Raw genomic sequence first — 17000 nt, forward strand, 5'->3', positions numbered from 1 at the left:
AGCGTTAATAAGACGCTATGACGCAGGCAAAATCGGCTGCGATCGCAGACGGCTTTACACTTTCTTGATCGGCGCCCGCTAAGGTTCGGCCATCTGGAAACGAAGCGCTAACCACGATGAACGCCGTGCAGCCGATCGCTGATGCATCCGCCGTGACCGCCGCCCGCAGGAGCCGGCTCGGGGGCCTCATGACGCGTCTCTTGCCGGCTGTCATTGCCTATAGTGTTATCCTCGCCGCCGTTATCCTTGTTACCAAATTCTCCGGCGCCACCGATTATGTTGGTCCCGACAATGACGACGGCATGCGTCTCGTCGAGGTTCGCGATTTTCTTGCCGGCCAAGGCTGGTTCGATCTGATGCAATATCGTCTCGGCCTTGCCGGCGGTACGCTGATGCACTGGTCGAGGCTGATCGATCTGCCGATCGCTTCGCTGATCCGGTTTTTCGGGCTGTTTGCGCCGCGTGAAACCGCCGAGGCGCTGGCGCTCGCCGTCTGGCCCGTATCGCTCATCGTTCCTGCCATGCTCGCCATGGGCGTGGCGGGCCGGCGGATCGGCGGGGTTGCCGGCATGCATATCGCTCTCGGTCTCACCGCTCCGGCGATCTACACCGGAAACCGCTTCGCTCCGGGCGCCATCGATCATCACAATGCGCAGCTGGCGCTGGTCGCGACGATGGTGGCGATGCTCGTGGATCCCGAGCGTCGCGGTTGGAGCTACGCAGTCGCCGGCGTTGCGGCGGCTGTCGCCATCGCCATCGGCGCCGAGACCACCCCTTTCGTCGCTGTCGTCTGCCTCACGGTCGCCCTGCTCTGGGCATGGGAAGGCGAGAATTTCGCCATCCCCGCCCGGGCCTTCGGGCTGTCGCTGACGATTGCGATCAACATTCTTTTCTTCGCAACGGTGCCGCCCCGGCTCTATTCGATGGTCACCTGCGACAATCTCTCGCTCGGCTATTACAGTCTGGCGGCGATCGGCAGCGGCCTCCTGTTGTTTTCGGCCGTTTTCGCGAGCGGCTTGCGTCGGCCCTTGCGCTTTGCCGCACTCGCCTTTGTCGGCGCCGGCGTTTTCGGTGCGGCGATCGTCATCGCACCGCAATGCCTGAGCGATCCGTTGGGCGGTCTCGATCCGATGCTGGTCGAACTCTGGCTGCGGCATATTTCGGAAGCCCAATCGCTCCTGGCGCTGGCGCGCACCGATCCCGCCTCGGTCGGCGCCTTCTACGCGGCAGGTCTCTTCGGCATTGCCGTCTGCATCTTTCGCCTCATTCGGCGCGACCGCGTGCAGATCCACCTGGTCCTGCTCTTTCTGCTCGCCACGAGCTGGGCGATCGCGCTGGTCCAGGTGCGCGGCGCTACTTTCTCGAACCTGCTTTCGATCCTGCCGCTCGCCCTGCTGATCATCGATGTCAGGCGCATCTCCAACAGCGACAGCGAGAATGTCGCCGTCGCCTTCGTCTATGTGATGACCGTACTCGCAAGCGTTCCGGCGGTCTGGGCCGTCGGCGGCGGGCTTGTTTCAATGCAGATGGAGAACGATGCGCAGAAGGCGGCGGAGCCGACAAAGGCGCTTTCCTGCACATCGAAAGAGGCGCTGGCATCGCTTGCCGAACTCCCGCCCGGCCTGGTCTCCGCGCCATCGGAAATGGGTGTACCGATCCTCCGCTTCACGCAGAATCGGGTTCTCTCCGCCCCCTATCATCGCGATCAGGGCGGCATGCTGACGGAACTGCATATCGGCCTGGCAAAGCCGCAGGAGGCGGAAGCCTTCCTGAAGGGGGCCGGTGTCACGACGCTTGCCTTCTGCCCGAAGGACCTGCAGACGCGCGAACTCGCTAAACTGAAGCCGGATGGGCTCTATGCCGAACTCGGCAAGGGGAATATTCCGCCCTATCTGGAACCGCTGGCGAAGGTGCCGGATACGGGCGTCCAGTTCTTCCGTTACCGGCCGACGGTGAATTGACGCCGACAGCTGATGTTGCGCTGACGTCAGTGAGACGTGCGGACGGCCCGCAGACGGTCGCTGGCATAAAGCCCGAGCACGAAGAGGATAAGACCACCATTGTAGCCGAGAATGGCATAAACAAGCGCCAGAAGTGAAACCGGCCCCGGCGAGGTTATCGCCGCCAGCGTGAAGCTCATTCCGATCAGCGCGGCCACCAACGCGATGCTGGCGGCCGAGCGCATTAACCCGGCGCTGATGCCCAATGCTGCTGCTGTGAGAATAATCATTTCAGCACCTTCCCAGAGAGAACGAGGGGAAGCATAGGAAGCGCCAACTAACAAAGATTTACCGGCTCTCTGGGCTGAAAATCCTTTGTATTGCGGTGGTTAGCAATCCCTTTCGGGTAAAACGCGCTTTTTATCTATGCGTTCCCTGGCGAAGCGAATTTTCCCGTTTTTCTTGTCATTCTTGCTGCTGCAACGATCGCATGCACGCAACGCCTAGGGCATGAATCTTGATGGAACGGCGATGACTCTGCCACGCCAACGGTTCAGCAGTCGGGAAAACGGGTCTCTCCTGCGGTCGCGACCTTCCCGTTTCCCGCCAATGGAAATAGAAAGGAGGGATGAGCAACCTCTTCGACAGCGATTCGCCGACCAACCTTGCCGAATATTCGGTTTCGGAGCTTTCCGGCTCGATCAAGCGCACCGTCGAAACCGCTTTCGACCAGGTTCGCGTGCGCGGCGAAATATCCGGTTATCGCGGTCCGCACTCCTCCGGCCACGCTTATTTCGCGCTGAAGGACGATCGCGCCCGCATCGACGCCGTCATCTGGAAGACCACCTTTTCGCGGCTGAAATTCCGCCCGGAAGAGGGCATGGAAGTGATCGCCACCGGCAAGGTCACCACCTTTCCGGGCTCCTCGAAATATCAGATCGTCATCGAGACGCTGGAGCCGGCAGGGGCCGGCGCGCTGATGGCGCTGATCGAGGAGCGCAAACGCAGGCTCGGCGCCGAGGGCTTGTTCGATGCCGCTCGCAAGAAGCGGCTGCCCTTCATGCCGCATGTGATCGGCGTCGTCACCTCGCCGACCGGCGCCGTCATCCGCGATATCCTGCACCGGATCTCCGACCGGTTTCCCGTGCATGTTCTCGTCTGGCCGGTGAAGGTCCAGGGGGAGGGATCCGGCGAGGAGGTGGCGAACGCCATCCGCGGCTTCAATGCGCTGGAGCCCGCCGGCGCCATCCCCCGCCCGGATGTGCTGATCGTCGCGCGCGGCGGCGGCAGCCTGGAAGATCTCTGGAGTTTCAACGACGAAATCGTCGTGCGCGCAGCGGCCGAAAGCCGCATACCGCTGATCTCGGCCGTCGGCCACGAGACCGACTGGACGCTGATCGACTATGCCGCCGATGTCCGCGCTCCGACGCCGACCGGGGCGGCGGAAATGGCCGTGCCCGTCAAGGTGGAGCTCGAGGCGCAGGCTGCGGCGCTTGCCGCGCGCCTGCAGGGCTGTATGAACCGGCAGATGGATCAGCGCCGCCAGTCCGTCCGTAGTTTGATGCGGGCTTTGCCCTCGCTCGATCAGCTTCTCGCCTTGCCGCGCCGCCGCTTCGACGAGGCGGCGGCCAGCCTCGGCCGCGGACTGGAGCTCAATACGATCAACAAGCGCCGCGGCTTCGAGCGCGTCGCCACGCATCTGCGCCCGGACCTTCTTTCCGGCCGCCTTGCCGAGCGCCGCCAGATGTTGAACGAGCGGATGGTGCGGGCCGAGCGCATGGTCGAGCGGCTGATCGACCGCTCGACATCGCGTGTCGAGCGCGCCGAGGCGATCCTTGCTTCGCTGCCGGCACGGTTGAAAGCGCAAACCGACCGCTCCCGCGAACGTCTCGGCAATCTTTCCCGCCATGCCGATACGGCGATCCGCCACCAGCTGACGCGCGCCCGCGCCGAGCTCTCGGCGCAGGATCGCGTGCTGCAGTCGCTCTCCTACAAGAACGTGCTGAAGCGCGGCTACGCCGTCATTCGCGATGAGGACAACAGGCCGGTCTCGCAAGCGGCCGCACTCTCCGCCGGCATGGGCATCGCCATCGAATTTGCCGACGGCCGTATTGGGGCTATGACCACGGAAGGCGGCACCCCGCCTGGCGGCACCAAGAAGCGCAGCACAAAACCGGCGGAGCCGACGAAGCAGGGAAGCCTGTTCTAACGATGCGGATCCTGCTGGTGCTTGCCCATCCGCTGCCGGAAAGTTTTGCCGCCTCGGTGGCGCGCACGGCTCGCGAAGCCCTGGAAGCCTCCGGCCATGCCGTCGACCTCGTCGATCTCTACGCTCAGAATTTCGATCCATGCCTCTCCGAAGCCGAGCGCCGTGCTTACTTCGAGATGCCCTACGGCACCTCTGATGTCGCCGATATGGTTGCCCGGCTGAAGGCGGCCGATGGTCTCGTCCTCGTCTTTCCGCAGTGGTGGTTCAATTTCCCAGCCATCCTGAAAGGCTTCTTCGATCGCGTCTTCGCGCCAGGTGTGGCCTTCACGCATGATGCCGCCGGCGGCCGGATCGTGCCGGAGCTCACCAATATCAGGCTGCTCTATGCGCTGACGACGACAGGCTCGCCCTGGTGGCTGGTGCATTTCTATATGGGCAATCCCGTCCGCCGCCTGCTGAAGCGCGGTATCGCCAGCTTCTGTTCGAAAAAGCTCGTCTTCCGCATGCTGAGCCTGCATGACATGGACCGCACCACGGAAGCCAGGCGCAAGGCGCATCTGGAGCGTGTCCGCAAGGCGCTCGCCGCCATTTGACTATTCGAAATCCGCGAGGAACTTCTTCAGCAGCCGGTCAAATTCGGCCCTGTCCCCGGCCGTCAGGTTGCGCGTCAGCCGCTGCTGATTGGCGACATGGGCGCCGACCGCCTCTTCGACGGTCGCAAGCCCCTTTTCGGTCAGCGCGATCAGCACGCTGCGCCGATCCTGCGGATTGACGATGCGCTCGACCAGGCCCGCCTTCTCCAACTGGTCGATCCGGTTCGTCATTGTGCCGGAGCTGACCATCGTCATCTCAAGGAGCTCGCCCGGCGAAAGCCGATGAGGTGCGCCGGAGCGGCGAAGTGTGGCCAGCACGTCGAAAGCAGAGGTGGAAAGCCCGTGCTGCATGAGCACGGCCTCGATTTCGCGGCCGAGATGGGTGCCGAGGCGCTTCAGCCGTCCGAGAATACCCATCGGTTCGACGTCGAGGTCCGGCCGCTCGCGCCGCCATTGCGCCAGAACCCGGTCGACATGATCTTGCTTCGCTTCACCCATGGGGGATGGATACCATCGCATATCTTGACGTCAAGATAAATTGCGCTATGTTCGAATTTATCTTGAAGTAGAGATTCTTTGGATGAAGACAAATTCGCGCTATCTCACCGACGTGCTGACGACCGCTATCGCCCCCGCCATCTGGGGCAGCACCTATTTCGTCACCACATCCTTCCTGCCCCAGGGCTATCCGTTGACGGTTGCTCTGCTGCGCGCCCTGCCGGCGGGCCTGCTTCTGCTGCTGATTGTTCGGAAGCTGCCGACGGGCGTCTGGTGGGGCCGCGCCTTCCTTCTCGGTGCGTTGAACTTCTCGTTCTTCTGGGCGATGCTGTTCGTCTCCGCCTACCGGCTGCCGGGCGGCGTTGCCGCAACCGTCGGTGCCGTTCAGCCGCTGATCGTCGTTGCCCTGTCGCGGCTTTTCCTCGGCAAGCCGGTCCGGCCGCTTGCCGTCCTGGCCGGTCTCGCCGGTATGGTCGGCGTCGGACTGCTGGTGTTGACGCCCAAGGCGAGCCTCGATCTCGTGGGTGTCGCAGCCGGTCTCGCCGGCGCCGTCTCGATGGCGTTCGGCACCGTGCTGTCACGGCGCTGGGCGCCGCCGGTTTCGAACCTCACCTTCACCGCTTGGCAACTGACGGCAGGCGGCATTCTCTTGGTGCCCTTTGCGCTCTTCCTCGAACCAGCGCTGCCGGCGCCGAGCATCGCAAACATCGTCGGCATTGCCTATCTGGGTCTGATCGGCGCAGCCTTCACCTATCTGCTCTGGTTCCGCGGTCTGTCGCGCATCGAGCCTTCGGCGGTCTCCTCGCTAGGCTTTCTGAGCCCTGTGGTCGCGACCCTGCTCGGCTGGCTGGCGCTCGGCCAGAGTCTGACGCCGCTGCAGATCGCCGGTTTCGCCCTGGTGCTTGCCGGCGTCTGGCTCAGTCAGCGCACGATGATGCCGCTCAGGCCCATTCGCCCTGCCGCATCACCGGAACCCGCGAGCCGTCCGGTGTGATGCCGTCGATATCGACCTTATCGGAGCCGATCATCCAGTCGATGTGGATCAGGCTGGAATTGCCGCCCTGCGCCTTGATCTGCTCCTGGCTCAGGGTCGCGCCGTTGAGGAAGCACTTGGAATAGCACTGGCCGAGCGCGATGTGGCACGAGGCGTTTTCGTCGAACAGCGTGTTGTAGAACAGGATGCCGCTCGCCGAGATCGGCGAGGAATGCGGCACGAGCGCCACTTCGCCGAGCCGGCGCGCACCCTCGTCGGTATCGAGCACCTTGTTCAAGACTTCTTCGCCGCGTGTCGCCTTGGCTTCGACGATCCGCCCACCTTCGAAGCGCACCTGGATATTGTCGATCAGCGTGCCCTGGTGCGACAGCGGTTTGGTGCTCGAGACATGACCTTCGACCCGCAATGCATGCGGCGTGGTGAACACCTCTTCGGTCGGAATATTCGGATTGCAGGTAATGCCGTTCTTCGCGGTGGAGGCGCCGCCGTGCCATTCATGTCCGTCGGCGAGGCCGACCGTCAGATCGGTGCCCGGCCCCTTGAAATGCAGCGAGGCGAAGCGCTCGCCGTTCAGCCAGGCGGAGCGCTTGGCGAGATTGGCATTGTGCTCCGCCCAGGCGGCGACGGGGTCGCTGACATCGACACGCGAGGCGGCAAAGATCGCCTTGGCGAGCTTGGCGATCGCGATCGGCTCCGGGTCGTCGGGGAAGACCACCTTGGCCCAGGAGGGGTTGGGATAGGACACGATGTTCCAGTTGATGTCGAAATTCGAGATCTTTTCCAGCGCCGGCTTATAGGCGGTTGATGTGGCGCGATTGGCGCGGCCGACCTTGCCGGCATCCTGTTCGGAAAGCAGCATCGGATTGTCGCCGGCGACCGCCAGACGGGCCGCTCCGTTGGCATAGGCCTTGGCCATGCCCTCGTAGAGCCAGTCGGAGGCGCGGTCGAAGTTCTCGTCGCTGCCATATTGGAAGCGCGCCAGCGTCGTTTCCTCGTCGGAGTAGAAGGCGCTCACCAGCCCGGCGCCGGCCTGATAAGCGTGTTTGGTGATGAGGCGCACAAGCGGCAGCGCCACAACAGGCGCGGTGATCACCAGGTCCTGGCCCTTCTGCAGCTGCAAACCGACCTTGACGGCGACTTCCGCGAGCTTCTCCAGCTTGACGGGATCAACGGTGTTCTGGCTCTGGGGCATGAAAGTCATGGTTCAACCTGCCTTCTGTCATCGACGCTAAGAGGCTGAAAGACTTAGACCCGTTTGCGGCGAAAATGAAGCACAGAGCTACCGATTTGAAAGCGGCCGGGCGAGATGCCCGACCAGTTTCAGCCTGATGTCTCAGGCGGCGGCAGGCAGCCTGAGCAGGATCGAATTGTGCTTGTCGAGGAACTCCGTCAGCCGCTGCGGATAATCTTCGCCGACGGCGACCTGCACGCTCCGGCGTTCGCGGAGCGCGCTCCGCCAGCGCGTCACCCGCTCGAGCCCCTCGAAGATGCCGCTATCTCCCAGCCTGTCGAAAACATCGAAATACCGAAAGATCGGCGCGAAGACGGCATCGACGAGGCTGAAGCTGCTACCGGAAAAATAAGGTCCATCTGCGAGTGCTCCTTCTAGCGTCGTGAACTTGGCGATGAGCGCCTTGCGCTTGGCCTCCAGCTGTTCCACCTCCGTGGCCGTTTCATAGCCCCAGAGATCGGAAAGCACGGACGAGCCGAATTCCATCCAGCCGCGATGGCGGGCGCGGGCAAGCGGATCGGCAGGATGCAGGGCAGATCCCGCCTGCGTCTCCTCCAGATATTCGCAGATGACGCTGCTTTCGAAGAGGATGGCCTCGCCGCCATCCTGTTCCTCGATTCTGAGCAGCGGCACCTTGCCGAGCGGCGAGATCTCAAGGAACCAGTCCGGCTTGTTCGCAAGGTCGATGTTGATGCGCTCGAAGGGAACACCCTTTTCGCGAAGTGCGATCGCGGCGCGTTGCACATAGGGGCAGAGATGATGGCTGATGAGGGTAAGCTTGCTCATGAACGTCTCCTCGCTGTATAATAGATGCATTTGCATATAATAGCGCTTGCGGCTTTGCGCAAGATAAATGTATCTGCATCTATGATGGAAAAGACACCGAAGCCGAGCGAAACCGCCACCTCTGCCTGGACCAGCATCATGCGCGCTCGCGAACGGCTGCTCGCCGCAATCGAAGCCGATCTGAAAGCGGCAGGCATGCCGCCGCTTGCCTGGTATGACGTGCTGTGGGAACTGGCGCGCTCGAAGGACGGCAAGCTGCGGCCCTACGAGATCGAGGAGCGGACCCTGCTGGCGCAGTATAATCTTTCGCGGCTGATCGACCGGCTGGAAAGAGAGGGCCTGGTCCGGCGCGAAGTCTTCGCTGGGGACGGCCGCGGGCGCTGGGTTCTGATTACCGATGACGGCCGAACCCTTCGCGCGCGGATGTGGACTGTCTATGCCGCAGCGATCGAGACCCATGTCGGCAGCAAGCTTGCCGAAGACGAGGCGAAGGCGATTTCCGGTCTGCTCGCCCGTTTCCTCTGATCAGGCGATCAATGACTCACCGACCGCTTTCAACGCCTTCAGTGCATCCTTCGGATCGAGCCGCACCTGCAGCCCGCGCTGTCCGCCATTGATATAGACCAACGGTTCGGCGAGGGCGGTTTCCTCGATCGCCGTCGGCACGGCCTTCCTCTGGCCGAAGGGGCTGATGCCGCCGACATGGTAGCCGGTCAGCCGCTCGGCATCGGCCGGCTTCATCATATTGGCCGACTTGCCGTGAAAGGCGCTGGCGAGCTTCTTCATGCTGACTTCGCGATCCGACGGCACGACAACGCAGACCGGCTTGCCGTCCACCTCGGCCATCAGCGTCTTCAGCACCCGCTGCGGCGCCTCACCCAGGGCTTCCGCCGCCTGCAGCCCGACGCGCTCCGCGCCCGGGTCATAATCATAGGTGTGGATGGTGAAGGCGACGCCTGCCTGGGAAAGAACCTGTGTCGCGCGCGTGGTCTTGGACATTGCTCAGCGCCCGAACATATCCGCGTAATTCTCCGGCTTGAAGCCGATCGCCAGCTTGCCTTCCGTCTCCAGCACCGGCCGCTTGATCATCGACGGCTGGTCGAGCATCAGCGAGATCGCCTTTTCCCGGCTCAGATTCTCGCGCTCGGCATCGGGCAGTTTGCGAAAGGTGGTGCCGGCGCGGTTGAGCACCGTATCGAGGCCGGCCTCGTCGATCCAGGCTTCGAGATGGGCGCGGTCGATGCCGAACGCCTTATAATCGTGAAACTCATAGGCGACGCCGTGTTCTTCCAGCCAGCTGCGGGCTTTCTTCATCGTGTCGCAATTCTTGATCCCATAAATGGTGACGGCCATGCCCGATCGGTCTCCCTGTGATGGCAGCGGGATAGCATGCGCCAGAGCCGGCGCAAATGCCGCCCGGCATTTATCCCGGGCAGTGCTTGCTCAACTCTCCAGCGTGCCGGCCTTGCGTGCGGACTTGCTCGGCCCGGCGCAGACGATCTTCATCAGGTCGCCGCGCCGGCGCACCAGCCGATCCGAGGTTCGGGTCAGGATCAGCCCGTCTTGCGGCGCATGCAGGTCGATGCTGCCGTCAGGCTGACCGGGCCGGGTGACGATCGTTGCCAGAAGTTCGCCCTCCGCGACCCTGTCGCCGATCGTGCGATGGAAGAGCACGGCGCCGCCCTCGGGAGCGCGAATGATCTCGACATTGTCGAGCGGCACGGCGGGACCGGCAAACACGGCCGGCGCCATTCTGTCGTCGCTGACGATCCCCCGTGCGGCGAGGAAACGCCAGAGCCCCTCAGCATCCCGCTTCGCCGTCAGCGGATCGACGTCGCGCCTGCCGCGCAGCTCGACCGTGACCGAAAGCTTGCCCGGCAGCCGGGATTGTCGTTCACCGGGAATTGCATATTTCCATGCGAATCCGACGGCCTCCTCGAAGGCCGAGCTTTCGCCATCCGAAAGCAGCACCGCCTCCATGTCGAGCGCGGCAGCAAGATCGGCTGCCTCCGGCCAGAAGGCCTCATCGATATAGGCATATTGCAGCGATTCGTCGTCGCAGTGCAGATCGAGGACGAGATCGGCGCCGAGCGCCATGTCCAGGAGTTGCCGCTTCAGTTGGTCGGTAGCCGGATAATCATTGAGATCTTCCGCCAGCATTGCGCGATCGGTGGCGCTGATCAGCGGAAAATCCCGGTTGAAATTGGTGCGGGAACCGAGATCGAAACGGCCCTGCAATTCGCCGAAATGCGATTGCGCCGCGCCGATCGGGTTGGCCTGCGGCACGACGGTGATGTCGCCGGCGACCGCGCCTTCGCTTTCCGCTCGCCGCAGACGTTCGCAAAGGAAATGCAGGAGCGCCGTTCCCGGCAGCTCGCCGGCGTGAAGCGCCGCCTGGATATAGGCCTTCGGAGCCTTCGGATCACGGCCCGTAAAACGCAGCACCGGCAGCCGCCACTCCGTTCCCGGCGTATCGCCCGGGATAATGATCTCCGAAACGTCCATGTTTTTGTCTCGCTTGCAATCGAACAGCTTTTCCGAGTTTTATGCGCGGAAATCCGGCTCGCGCAAGCCACGGTCGGTGGACATCGTTGCGATCAGTCCGCCCCAGCGGACTTTGGCCATAGCCGAAATCGAAGGAAAACAGGTTCATGAGCTGTCAGGTCGTCATGACCACCTCATCGTTTCAAGAGCAATGAACGATATTCCGGCAAAATGGAAGATCAAGAACGAAAAAAGAACATACGCGCAAGAAACGGGTTGAAACAGCGGTCGCTCCGTACGATTTTGGTGTTAATCGAAAACGCGGAGGCCGTGTCATGGCCGAGACGATACATCACTATCTCATCTTCGAAACCGCCGGCGGCTTCTGCGGCATCGCCTGGAGCGACGCCGGCATCGCCCGTTTCCAATTGCCGACGAAAATCGCGGAAGCGACCGAACGGCTGCTGCTGCGCCGCCTGCCGGATGCCCAACCCGGCGCCCCGACGCCTGAGGTGCTGGAGACGGTCGCGGCCGTAAAGCGCTATTTCCAAGGCGAGGAAACAGATTTTTCCGGAGTCGAACTCGATCTTGCCGGTCAGGATGCCTTCTTCCGGGATATCTACGCGGCGGCAAGGCGTGTCGGCTGGGGCAGCACGACCACATACGGCGCGCTGGCGAAGGAGCTTGGGGTCGGGCCGGAAGCGGCCCGCGATGTCGGGCAGGCGATGGCGAAAAACCCGGTTGCGCTGATCATTCCCTGCCACAGGGTGCTGGCCGCCGGCGGCAAGATCGGCGGCTTCTCCGCTCCCGGCGGTTCGTCATCGAAGGCCCGCATGTTGGAGCTCGAAGGCGTCAGCCTCGCCCCGCCGCCCGCCCAGCAATCGCTGGGTTTTTAGGCGAGATGCCGGCAGCTCAATGCGGGCTGGCCGTCGGCCGGATGATGATCTCGCTGACATCGACGTCATCGGGCTGGCTGATGGCGTAGAGGATCGCATTGGCGACGGCTTCCGGGCTGATGGTGATGGCCCTGAAAGCCTTCATCGCATCCCGCGCGGTCGGATCGGTGATCGTCTCGGCCAGTTCCGAGGTCGTCGTGCCGGGAGAAATGACGGTGACGCGGATGCGATTTGTCTCCTGTCGCAGTCCATCCGAGATTGCCCGTACCGCGTATTTCGTCGCGCAATAGACGGCGGCCGTCGGCGAGACGCTGTGGCCGCCGATCGAGGACAGGTTGATGATCTGCCCCGATCCCTGTGCCTTCATGATCGGAAGAGCGGCCGCGATGCCGTAGAGGACGCCCTTGATGTTGACGTCGACCATCCGGTCCCACTCCTCGACCTTGATCGCGTCGAGCGGCGAAAGCGGCATGACACCGGCATTGTTGACGATGACATCAAGCCGGCCGAACTCGGATCTGGCAAAGTCGGCAAATGCTTCGACTTGGGAACGGTCGGTGACGTCAAGCTTTCGCAGGCGCACCGTCCCGCCCTTGATTTCGATTTCGCCGGCGAGCGCCTCCAGGCGGTCGCTGCGGCGTGCGCCGATCACGATCTGCGCGCCGGCAGCGGCCAGCACTTTTGCCGTGGCCTCTCCGATGCCGCTGCTGGCTCCGGTGATGGCAATGACTTTTCCGTCGATATCAGACATTTGAAGCTCCATGAGCAGGTTGAGGATTTTCGAGGCGATCAGTTCGGAAAATCGGCGCTGAGCGTTGTCTCCGCCCAGGCATCGAAATTGGCGCGCAGCGTATCGAGCCGATCGCGGGCGATCTTCAGGGAAGCTGCCCCGAGCAGCAGGCGCAGCGGCGGTTCGCCCGCCTCGAAGGCCGATATGATTGCGCTTGCCGCGCGCGCGGGATCGCCCGGCTGCTTGCCGGAGATTGAGCGGGTGGCCTGGCGCCGCGTGCCGGCGGTCTCGGCATAGTCTTCGATGATTGTTCTGGATTCGACCATCGAGCGGCCGGCCCAATCCGTGCGGAAGCCGCCGGGCTCCAGGATCGTCACGCGGATGCCAAGCGGCCCGACCTCATGAGCCAGCGATTCCGACAGGGCTTCGACCGCAAACTTGGTGGCGTGGTAGTAGCCGGTAGCGGCGAAGGCGACGAGCCCCCCAAGCGAGGAGACGTTGAAGATATGCCCCTGCCGGCGTAAGCGCATGCCGGGCAGAACCTCTTTGGTAACGGCGATCAAGCCGAAGACATTGGTCTCGAACTGAGCGCGGATCTCGGCATCCTCGCCCTCCTCGATTGCCGAGAGATATCCGTAGCCGGCGTTGTTGACGAGGACATCGATGGCGCCGAAATGCGCCTCGGCGTCGCGGACCGCAGCAGCGACGGAGCGGCCATCCGTCACGTCGAGGGCGAGGGCCAGCGCCCGCTCCCCATGCGCTGCCGTGAGATCGCCGAGCGTATCGAGCCTGCGCGCCGTAATGGCAGCGCGCCAACCGCGTGCCAGGACCGCTTCGGCGAGTGCCCGGCCGAGGCCGGATGATGCACCGGTGATGAACCAGATGGGTGTGGTGGAAGACATGGTCGTCATCCTTTCCGGCCGTCCTATGCGGCCTTTTCGGTGTGCGGGCGGGTCATTTGCGGCGAAGCACCATGCCGCCATGATGGAGCGTGTTGTCGTCGACGAAATCGCCGTCGGCGGTGAAGCCCGTATCGTCCCAGTATTCGATATGTGTTCCGGTGACTTCGTAGCGTCCGCGATAGGCGCTCTCCCGGCTTCCGCGGGCCTCGTCGTAACGATTGTCGGGCAGGAGTTCGTGTCGGACGCTGCCGTCGTCGGTGACCCACATTCCGACATAGGGATGCTGCTGCATGGTGTTCTCGCTTGGCTGTTGGAACTTGGATTTTCGCTCGTTCGAGGCGTCGGCCGACCACGCCGGCATCGCCGTGCCGGTCATAATGATGGCGGTGAAGAGATGCAGAACTGGGCTGCTGGAAAACTTTCGCATCGCTCTTCCTTTCGAAGCAGGGCAGCACTTGGGGCTAGGCCATGCCTCGACCTCGACTGGAAGATAATCTTGGCGAGCCGCGCGATTAAGTTGCCAATGCCGGATGACTTGGTTAGCATTGCTAACCAATGGCCGATGATCTCGAAGGCATTTCAGTCTTTCTCGCCGTAGCGGAGGCGCGGAATTTCCGGCTCGCCGGCGAGCGTCTCGGCGTGACCCGCTCCGCCGTCAGCCAGGCCCTGCAGCGTCTTGAGGACCGGCTTGGCGCACCGCTGGTTCAGCGCACGACGCGCAGCGTCAGCCTGACCGAGGCCGGCGAAGTCTTCCTTGAGGCGGTTCGCCCCTCGATGCGCCAGGTCAGGGATGCGATGCAGACGGTGCGCGACATGCAGGCGCGTCCGAGCGGGCTGCTGCGGATCACCGTTTCCTCCATTGCCGAGCGCTTCCTGTCCGGGACTTTGCTGACAGGATTCCTGCAGGCCTGCCCCGGCATCAAGCTCGATATCACCATCACCGACGACGAATTCGACATCGTCGAAGCCGGCTTCGACGCTGGTGTGAGACTGGGCGAGGTGATCGAGCAGGACATGATCGCGATTTCGGTTTCGTCTCCACAGAGACAATGCGCCGCCGCATCGGCAGGCTATCTCGAGCGTCACGGTTCGCCTCGCCATCCCCGCGACCTGCAGAACCACGCCTGCATCGGATGGCGGCCGCGCCCGGATACCGCGCCCTATCGCTGGGAGTTCACGGAGAACGACCGCGACTTCGACGTCGCCGTCGATCCCGTGGTGACGACCAATGACATGGGAGTGATGATCCGCATGGCCCGCGCCGGGGCCGGAATTACGTTTGGGATGATGGAAACCTTTGCGCCCTATGTCGATCGCGGCGAGCTCATGCCGCTGTTGGAGGATTTCTGCCCGCCCTTTCCGGGTTTCTATCTCTACTATCCCAGGCGCGAGCGGCAACCGCTGAAGCTGCGGGCGCTGGTTGAGCATATCAAGAGGTCCGGCAAGCGGTAGGCGATCCATCGCCACGGCGGATCTTCACCAAGCAAATTCGGCGGTTGCCAACTGGTCGCTGCGCCCCGCTAAGATTGCCCCTGTCACGCGCTTTTGCTAATTCCGGTTCCTGAGCGAGCGGAAGCGGCCAGCGGCGTCCCGTATTGAGGTGCGCGTAATCCCTTCCGCTCCCAATGGCTTATGCTGCCGGAGACCATATGCTGGACGACGTCTTTCACATTCCAACCAGGGCCCTGATCCGCCAGGGTGGGCGGGCCTGCTTTTTTCGTCTCGTCAATACGAGCCCCCTGTTGATCCAGGTGCAGTCGGGAACGAAGATCGTCATGGCGGATGACAAGGCTTTGCGTCTTGAGGCGGGCGCTTATGCCCTGCTGCCCGACTATCGGCCGTTGACGATGGAGAACATTCCAAAGGCGCCGCAGAAGTATCAGACCCTGGCGCTGCCTGTTCCAAGACAGCTCTTCGAGGATGCCTATATCGCCATGGGTTCGATCGCCGTCCCCTCGCGGCCGCTCCCGGCAAGTACCTCGAACCTGCCGGAGGAAGCGGCGGCATTGTTTGCCTATTGCTGTCAGCCCGGCAACCTGACGAGGCTTCCCGGCGCCATTGCCAAGGCGCGTTTGATGGAGCTGATCACCTGGTTCGCGCTCTGCGGCGCGGTGCTGGGCCAATGCGAAAGTCCTCGGCTCGAGGATCGACTGAGGCAGATGATTGAAGGTGATACGGCGTTCGATTGGACGCTGGGGCACGCGGCGCGCGCCTTAAACATGAGCGAAGCGACGCTCCGGCGTAAGCTCGCCGCCGAAAAGACAAGTTTCAGCGAGATATTGAGCGACACAAGGATGAATCGCGCCCTCGCCCTCATCCAAACCACAACCCTGCCGATGGCACAGGTGGCGCTCGAAGTCGGTTACGATTCGCCGTCGCAATTTTCGGCACGGTTCAAAGAGCGCTTCGGCGTCAATCCGCGCCATGTGCGGGGCGGAGCTGAGCGTTTTGAGCGGATCGGGGCAGAAGTTGAGCATAGCGGGGCAGATGCGCTGCCGTGACAACGGTAGTTTTCCCGCATCATCAACCGCAGGAAAACAACATGCGTCTTATAACAGCAGCACTTCTGGCCGCGTCCGTCTGTGGCGCCACGGCCGCCCATGCCGAAATGAAGCTCACCTCGAAGGATCTGACATCAGGCAAGGCCATGGCCGATGCGCAGGTCTTCAACAGCTTCGGCTGCTCGGGCAAGAACATCTCGCCGGAACTGGCCTGGTCGGGCGCGCCAGAGGGAACCAAGAGCTTCGCCGTCATGGTCTACGACCCGGATGCTCCGACCGGTTCGGGCTGGTGGCATTGGTCGGTGTTCAACATTCCGGCAGACGCCTCGAAGATTGCCACCGGCGCCAGCGGTGACAAAAAGCTTCCGGCAGGGGCCGTGGAAGGCCGCACGGATTTCGGTACATCAGGCTATGGCGGCGCATGCCCGCCAGTCGGCGATGCGCCGCACCACTACCAGTTCACCGTCTACGCGCTGTCGGTGGACAAGCTGCCGCTTCCCGAGACGGCACCGGGCGCGATGGTTGGCTACTATGTCCGGGCAAATACGCTCGACAAGGCCTCGATCGAGGTCACCTACGGCCGCTGATGCCGTCGGACAGCCATTGTCGCTGCAGAACGCGGCCGGCCAAGGAAACCTTGGCCGGCCATGCCTGCTCGTCCTCCAGGCAAACTAACCCGTCACGGCTTCCCAGCAAATCAACGGACCGTCTTCGGCATCGATGCGCTCGCCGGTGCGGGTGAACCCGTTGCGCTCGAGAACACGTTGCGACGCGATGTTCCCGATCCCTGTCTCCGCAGAGAGCAGCGCCACGCGAGGATCGCTCCGTCCCCATGCCAGCAACTGCCCTATGGCCCGGGTCGTGCATCCACGGCCCTGGCGGGAAGGCGCAATGCCATAGCCGATGTGGATGTTTCCATCTCGTGGCGTTCTAACGATGGAGCAGAGACCGACGATCTCATCCTCCTCCACGATCATCCAGGCCGACGGCGAGAATGCCGCGCCGATGTCGGCCGCAAGGCGGCTCAGCATCTCCAACACCTCGGGAGGCGCAATCGCGCTGTCGGGGACAAGGCGCAGGTTAAGAGGCGCGCTGCCCTTCAGCAGCGCGTCAAAATCAATAGGCGTTAGTTCGATGATCATGTTCTTCTCGACATTAGACATGCACCCGTATGGGCGCGCCAAGGCCGGGCAATAGTGGAGATCAGCTCTCGGCCGATATGCCGAGCGCCTCTAT

Annotated in this window: 21 protein-coding genes; 10 read left to right on the forward strand and 11 right to left on the reverse strand. The window is 62.9% G+C overall.

Annotation, left to right across the window (positions count from 1 at the left end; genetic code table 11):
• Positions 1-116: 116 nt before the first annotated feature.
• Positions 117-1961 carry a hypothetical protein gene (locus Tal182_RS01565; RefSeq protein WP_085857847.1) on the forward strand — a complete coding sequence of 615 codons (1845 nt, stop codon included), beginning with the start codon at positions 117-119 and terminating at the stop codon, positions 1959-1961.
• 26 nt (positions 1962-1987) lie between these two features.
• Here the strand turns inward: Tal182_RS01565 and Tal182_RS01570 are convergent, their stop codons facing one another.
• Complete coding sequence (locus Tal182_RS01570) at positions 1988-2230, reverse strand: hypothetical protein (protein WP_064800352.1); 243 nt, start codon at positions 2228-2230, stop codon at positions 1988-1990.
• Between the two features lie 338 nt (positions 2231-2568).
• On the opposite strand from Tal182_RS01570, the gene xseA reads away from it, so the two are divergent.
• Together xseA and Tal182_RS01580 are read left to right on the forward strand one after the other, a co-directional pair.
• Complete coding sequence (gene xseA / locus Tal182_RS01575) at positions 2569-4149, forward strand: exodeoxyribonuclease VII large subunit (protein ID WP_085857848.1); 1581 nt, start codon at positions 2569-2571, stop codon at positions 4147-4149.
• A gap of 2 nt (positions 4150-4151) precedes the next feature.
• The gene (locus Tal182_RS01580; RefSeq protein WP_085857849.1) at positions 4152-4742 is read left to right on the forward strand and encodes an NAD(P)H-dependent oxidoreductase; all 591 of its coding nucleotides are present in this window, start codon (positions 4152-4154) and stop codon (positions 4740-4742) included.
• Here the strand turns inward: Tal182_RS01580 and Tal182_RS01585 are convergent, their stop codons facing one another.
• Positions 4743-5240: a MarR family transcriptional regulator gene (locus Tal182_RS01585; protein WP_085857850.1), complete on the reverse strand. Its 498-nt coding sequence runs from the start codon at positions 5238-5240 to the stop codon at positions 4743-4745. It lies immediately after the preceding gene.
• 82 nt (positions 5241-5322) lie between these two features.
• Between Tal182_RS01585 and Tal182_RS01590 the strand changes: the two genes are divergently transcribed.
• Positions 5323-6234 carry an EamA family transporter gene (locus Tal182_RS01590; RefSeq protein ID WP_085857851.1) on the forward strand — a complete coding sequence of 304 codons (912 nt, stop codon included), beginning with the start codon at positions 5323-5325 and terminating at the stop codon, positions 6232-6234.
• Here Tal182_RS01590 and Tal182_RS01595 read toward each other — a convergent pair.
• Together Tal182_RS01595 and Tal182_RS01600 are read right to left on the reverse strand one after the other, a co-directional pair.
• Positions 6182-7435 (reverse strand): aminopeptidase, encoded by a 1254-nt coding sequence (locus Tal182_RS01595; RefSeq protein ID WP_085857852.1) that lies wholly within the window; start codon positions 7433-7435, stop codon positions 6182-6184. The two genes, Tal182_RS01590 and Tal182_RS01595, sit on opposite strands and share 53 nt — an antisense overlap.
• Before the next feature lie 132 nt (positions 7436-7567).
• Positions 7568-8251 carry a glutathione S-transferase family protein gene (locus tag Tal182_RS01600; RefSeq protein WP_085857853.1) on the reverse strand — a complete coding sequence of 228 codons (684 nt, stop codon included), beginning with the start codon at positions 8249-8251 and terminating at the stop codon, positions 7568-7570.
• 81 nt (positions 8252-8332) lie between these two features.
• On the opposite strand from Tal182_RS01600, the gene Tal182_RS01605 reads away from it, so the two are divergent.
• Positions 8333-8776, forward strand: coding sequence for a helix-turn-helix domain-containing protein (locus Tal182_RS01605; RefSeq protein WP_085857854.1), 444 nt, complete (start codon positions 8333-8335; stop codon positions 8774-8776).
• On the opposite strand, the gene ybaK is transcribed toward Tal182_RS01605, so the two are convergent.
• The 3 genes from ybaK to Tal182_RS01620 all read right to left on the reverse strand — a co-directional run bounded on the left by ybaK (position 8777) and on the right by Tal182_RS01620 (position 10756).
• On the reverse strand, positions 8777-9250 hold the full coding sequence (gene ybaK, locus Tal182_RS01610) for a Cys-tRNA(Pro) deacylase (RefSeq protein WP_085857855.1): 474 nt from the start codon (positions 9248-9250) through the stop codon (positions 8777-8779).
• 3 nt (positions 9251-9253) lie between these two features.
• Entirely contained in the window at positions 9254-9604 is a 351-nt protein-coding gene (locus Tal182_RS01615; RefSeq protein WP_064800360.1) for an ArsC family reductase, read from the reverse strand.
• A 90-nt stretch (positions 9605-9694) separates the two neighbouring features.
• On the reverse strand, positions 9695-10756 hold the full coding sequence (locus tag Tal182_RS01620; protein ID WP_085857856.1) for a succinylglutamate desuccinylase/aspartoacylase family protein: 1062 nt from the start codon (positions 10754-10756) through the stop codon (positions 9695-9697).
• Here Tal182_RS01620 and Tal182_RS01625 point away from each other — a divergent pair.
• Positions 10755-11015, forward strand: a complete 261-nt coding sequence (locus tag Tal182_RS01625) for a hypothetical protein (protein ID WP_064800362.1) — start codon at positions 10755-10757, stop codon at positions 11013-11015. The two genes, Tal182_RS01620 and Tal182_RS01625, sit on opposite strands and share 2 nt — an antisense overlap.
• Positions 11016-11070: 55 nt before the next feature.
• Positions 11071-11631: a methylated-DNA--[protein]-cysteine S-methyltransferase gene (locus Tal182_RS01630; protein WP_085857857.1), complete on the forward strand. Its 561-nt coding sequence runs from the start codon at positions 11071-11073 to the stop codon at positions 11629-11631.
• A gap of 16 nt (positions 11632-11647) precedes the next feature.
• Here the strand turns inward: Tal182_RS01630 and Tal182_RS01635 are convergent, their stop codons facing one another.
• Genes Tal182_RS01635 through Tal182_RS01645 form a run of 3 tightly spaced genes read right to left on the reverse strand, consistent with a single transcriptional unit; the run spans position 11648 to position 13690 of the window.
• Entirely contained in the window at positions 11648-12382 is a 735-nt protein-coding gene (locus Tal182_RS01635; RefSeq protein WP_085857858.1) for an SDR family oxidoreductase, read from the reverse strand.
• Positions 12383-12420: 38 nt separating this feature from the next.
• Positions 12421-13272, reverse strand: a complete 852-nt coding sequence (locus Tal182_RS01640) for an oxidoreductase (protein WP_170965891.1) — start codon at positions 13270-13272, stop codon at positions 12421-12423.
• A gap of 43 nt (positions 13273-13315) precedes the next feature.
• Positions 13316-13690, reverse strand: a complete 375-nt coding sequence (locus tag Tal182_RS01645; RefSeq protein WP_085857859.1) for an Atu4866 domain-containing protein — start codon at positions 13688-13690, stop codon at positions 13316-13318.
• Between the two features lie 128 nt (positions 13691-13818).
• On the opposite strand from Tal182_RS01645, the gene Tal182_RS01650 reads away from it, so the two are divergent.
• From Tal182_RS01650 to Tal182_RS01660, 3 genes are all read left to right on the forward strand, one after another.
• Positions 13819-14715: a LysR family transcriptional regulator gene (locus Tal182_RS01650; RefSeq protein WP_064800364.1), complete on the forward strand. Its 897-nt coding sequence runs from the start codon at positions 13819-13821 to the stop codon at positions 14713-14715.
• 197 nt (positions 14716-14912) lie between these two features.
• On the forward strand, positions 14913-15764 hold the full coding sequence (locus Tal182_RS01655) for a helix-turn-helix domain-containing protein (RefSeq protein WP_085857860.1): 852 nt from the start codon (positions 14913-14915) through the stop codon (positions 15762-15764).
• 41 nt (positions 15765-15805) lie between these two features.
• On the forward strand, positions 15806-16351 hold the full coding sequence (locus tag Tal182_RS01660; RefSeq protein WP_085857861.1) for a YbhB/YbcL family Raf kinase inhibitor-like protein: 546 nt from the start codon (positions 15806-15808) through the stop codon (positions 16349-16351).
• A gap of 84 nt (positions 16352-16435) precedes the next feature.
• Here the strand turns inward: Tal182_RS01660 and Tal182_RS01665 are convergent, their stop codons facing one another.
• Entirely contained in the window at positions 16436-16927 is a 492-nt protein-coding gene (locus tag Tal182_RS01665) for a GNAT family protein (protein WP_170965890.1), read from the reverse strand.
• Positions 16928-17000 lie beyond the last annotated feature (73 nt).

This window comes from Rhizobium sp. TAL182 (assembly GCF_002117725.1).
GTDB lineage: Bacteria > Pseudomonadota > Alphaproteobacteria > Rhizobiales > Rhizobiaceae > Rhizobium > Rhizobium esperanzae.

Bases quoted from the DNA above. Each gene is read 5' to 3' on its own strand.
- Tal182_RS01645 (WP_085857859.1), bottom strand. From the start codon at position 13,690: ATGCGAAAGTTTTCCAGCAGCCCAGTTCTGCATCTCTTCACCGCCATC.
- ybaK (WP_085857855.1), bottom strand. From the start codon at position 9,250: ATGTCCAAGACCACGCGCGCGACACAGGTTCTTTCCCAGGCAGGCGTC.
- Tal182_RS01570 (WP_064800352.1), bottom strand. From the start codon at position 2,230: ATGATTATTCTCACAGCAGCAGCATTGGGCATCAGCGCCGGGTTAATG.
- Tal182_RS01660 (WP_085857861.1), top strand. From the start codon at position 15,806: ATGCGTCTTATAACAGCAGCACTTCTGGCCGCGTCCGTCTGTGGCGCC.
- Tal182_RS01620 (WP_085857856.1), bottom strand. From the start codon at position 10,756: ATGGACGTTTCGGAGATCATTATCCCGGGCGATACGCCGGGAACGGAG.
- Tal182_RS01625 (WP_064800362.1), top strand. From the start codon at position 10,755: ATGTTTTTGTCTCGCTTGCAATCGAACAGCTTTTCCGAGTTTTATGCG.
- xseA (WP_085857848.1), top strand. From the start codon at position 2,569: ATGAGCAACCTCTTCGACAGCGATTCGCCGACCAACCTTGCCGAATAT.
- Tal182_RS01580 (WP_085857849.1), top strand. From the start codon at position 4,152: ATGCGGATCCTGCTGGTGCTTGCCCATCCGCTGCCGGAAAGTTTTGCC.
- Tal182_RS01640 (WP_170965891.1), bottom strand. From the start codon at position 13,272: ATGACGACCATGTCTTCCACCACACCCATCTGGTTCATCACCGGTGCA.
- Tal182_RS01650 (WP_064800364.1), top strand. From the start codon at position 13,819: ATGGCCGATGATCTCGAAGGCATTTCAGTCTTTCTCGCCGTAGCGGAG.
- Tal182_RS01565 (WP_085857847.1), top strand. From the start codon at position 117: ATGAACGCCGTGCAGCCGATCGCTGATGCATCCGCCGTGACCGCCGCC.
- Tal182_RS01655 (WP_085857860.1), top strand. From the start codon at position 14,913: ATGCTGGACGACGTCTTTCACATTCCAACCAGGGCCCTGATCCGCCAG.
- Tal182_RS01630 (WP_085857857.1), top strand. From the start codon at position 11,071: ATGGCCGAGACGATACATCACTATCTCATCTTCGAAACCGCCGGCGGC.
- Tal182_RS01665 (WP_170965890.1), bottom strand. From the start codon at position 16,927: ATGTCTAATGTCGAGAAGAACATGATCATCGAACTAACGCCTATTGAT.
- Tal182_RS01635 (WP_085857858.1), bottom strand. From the start codon at position 12,382: ATGTCTGATATCGACGGAAAAGTCATTGCCATCACCGGAGCCAGCAGC.
- Tal182_RS01585 (WP_085857850.1), bottom strand. From the start codon at position 5,240: ATGGGTGAAGCGAAGCAAGATCATGTCGACCGGGTTCTGGCGCAATGG.
- Tal182_RS01605 (WP_085857854.1), top strand. From the start codon at position 8,333: ATGATGGAAAAGACACCGAAGCCGAGCGAAACCGCCACCTCTGCCTGG.
- Tal182_RS01590 (WP_085857851.1), top strand. From the start codon at position 5,323: ATGAAGACAAATTCGCGCTATCTCACCGACGTGCTGACGACCGCTATC.
- Tal182_RS01600 (WP_085857853.1), bottom strand. From the start codon at position 8,251: ATGAGCAAGCTTACCCTCATCAGCCATCATCTCTGCCCCTATGTGCAA.
- Tal182_RS01615 (WP_064800360.1), bottom strand. From the start codon at position 9,604: ATGGCCGTCACCATTTATGGGATCAAGAATTGCGACACGATGAAGAAA.
- Tal182_RS01595 (WP_085857852.1), bottom strand. From the start codon at position 7,435: ATGACTTTCATGCCCCAGAGCCAGAACACCGTTGATCCCGTCAAGCTG.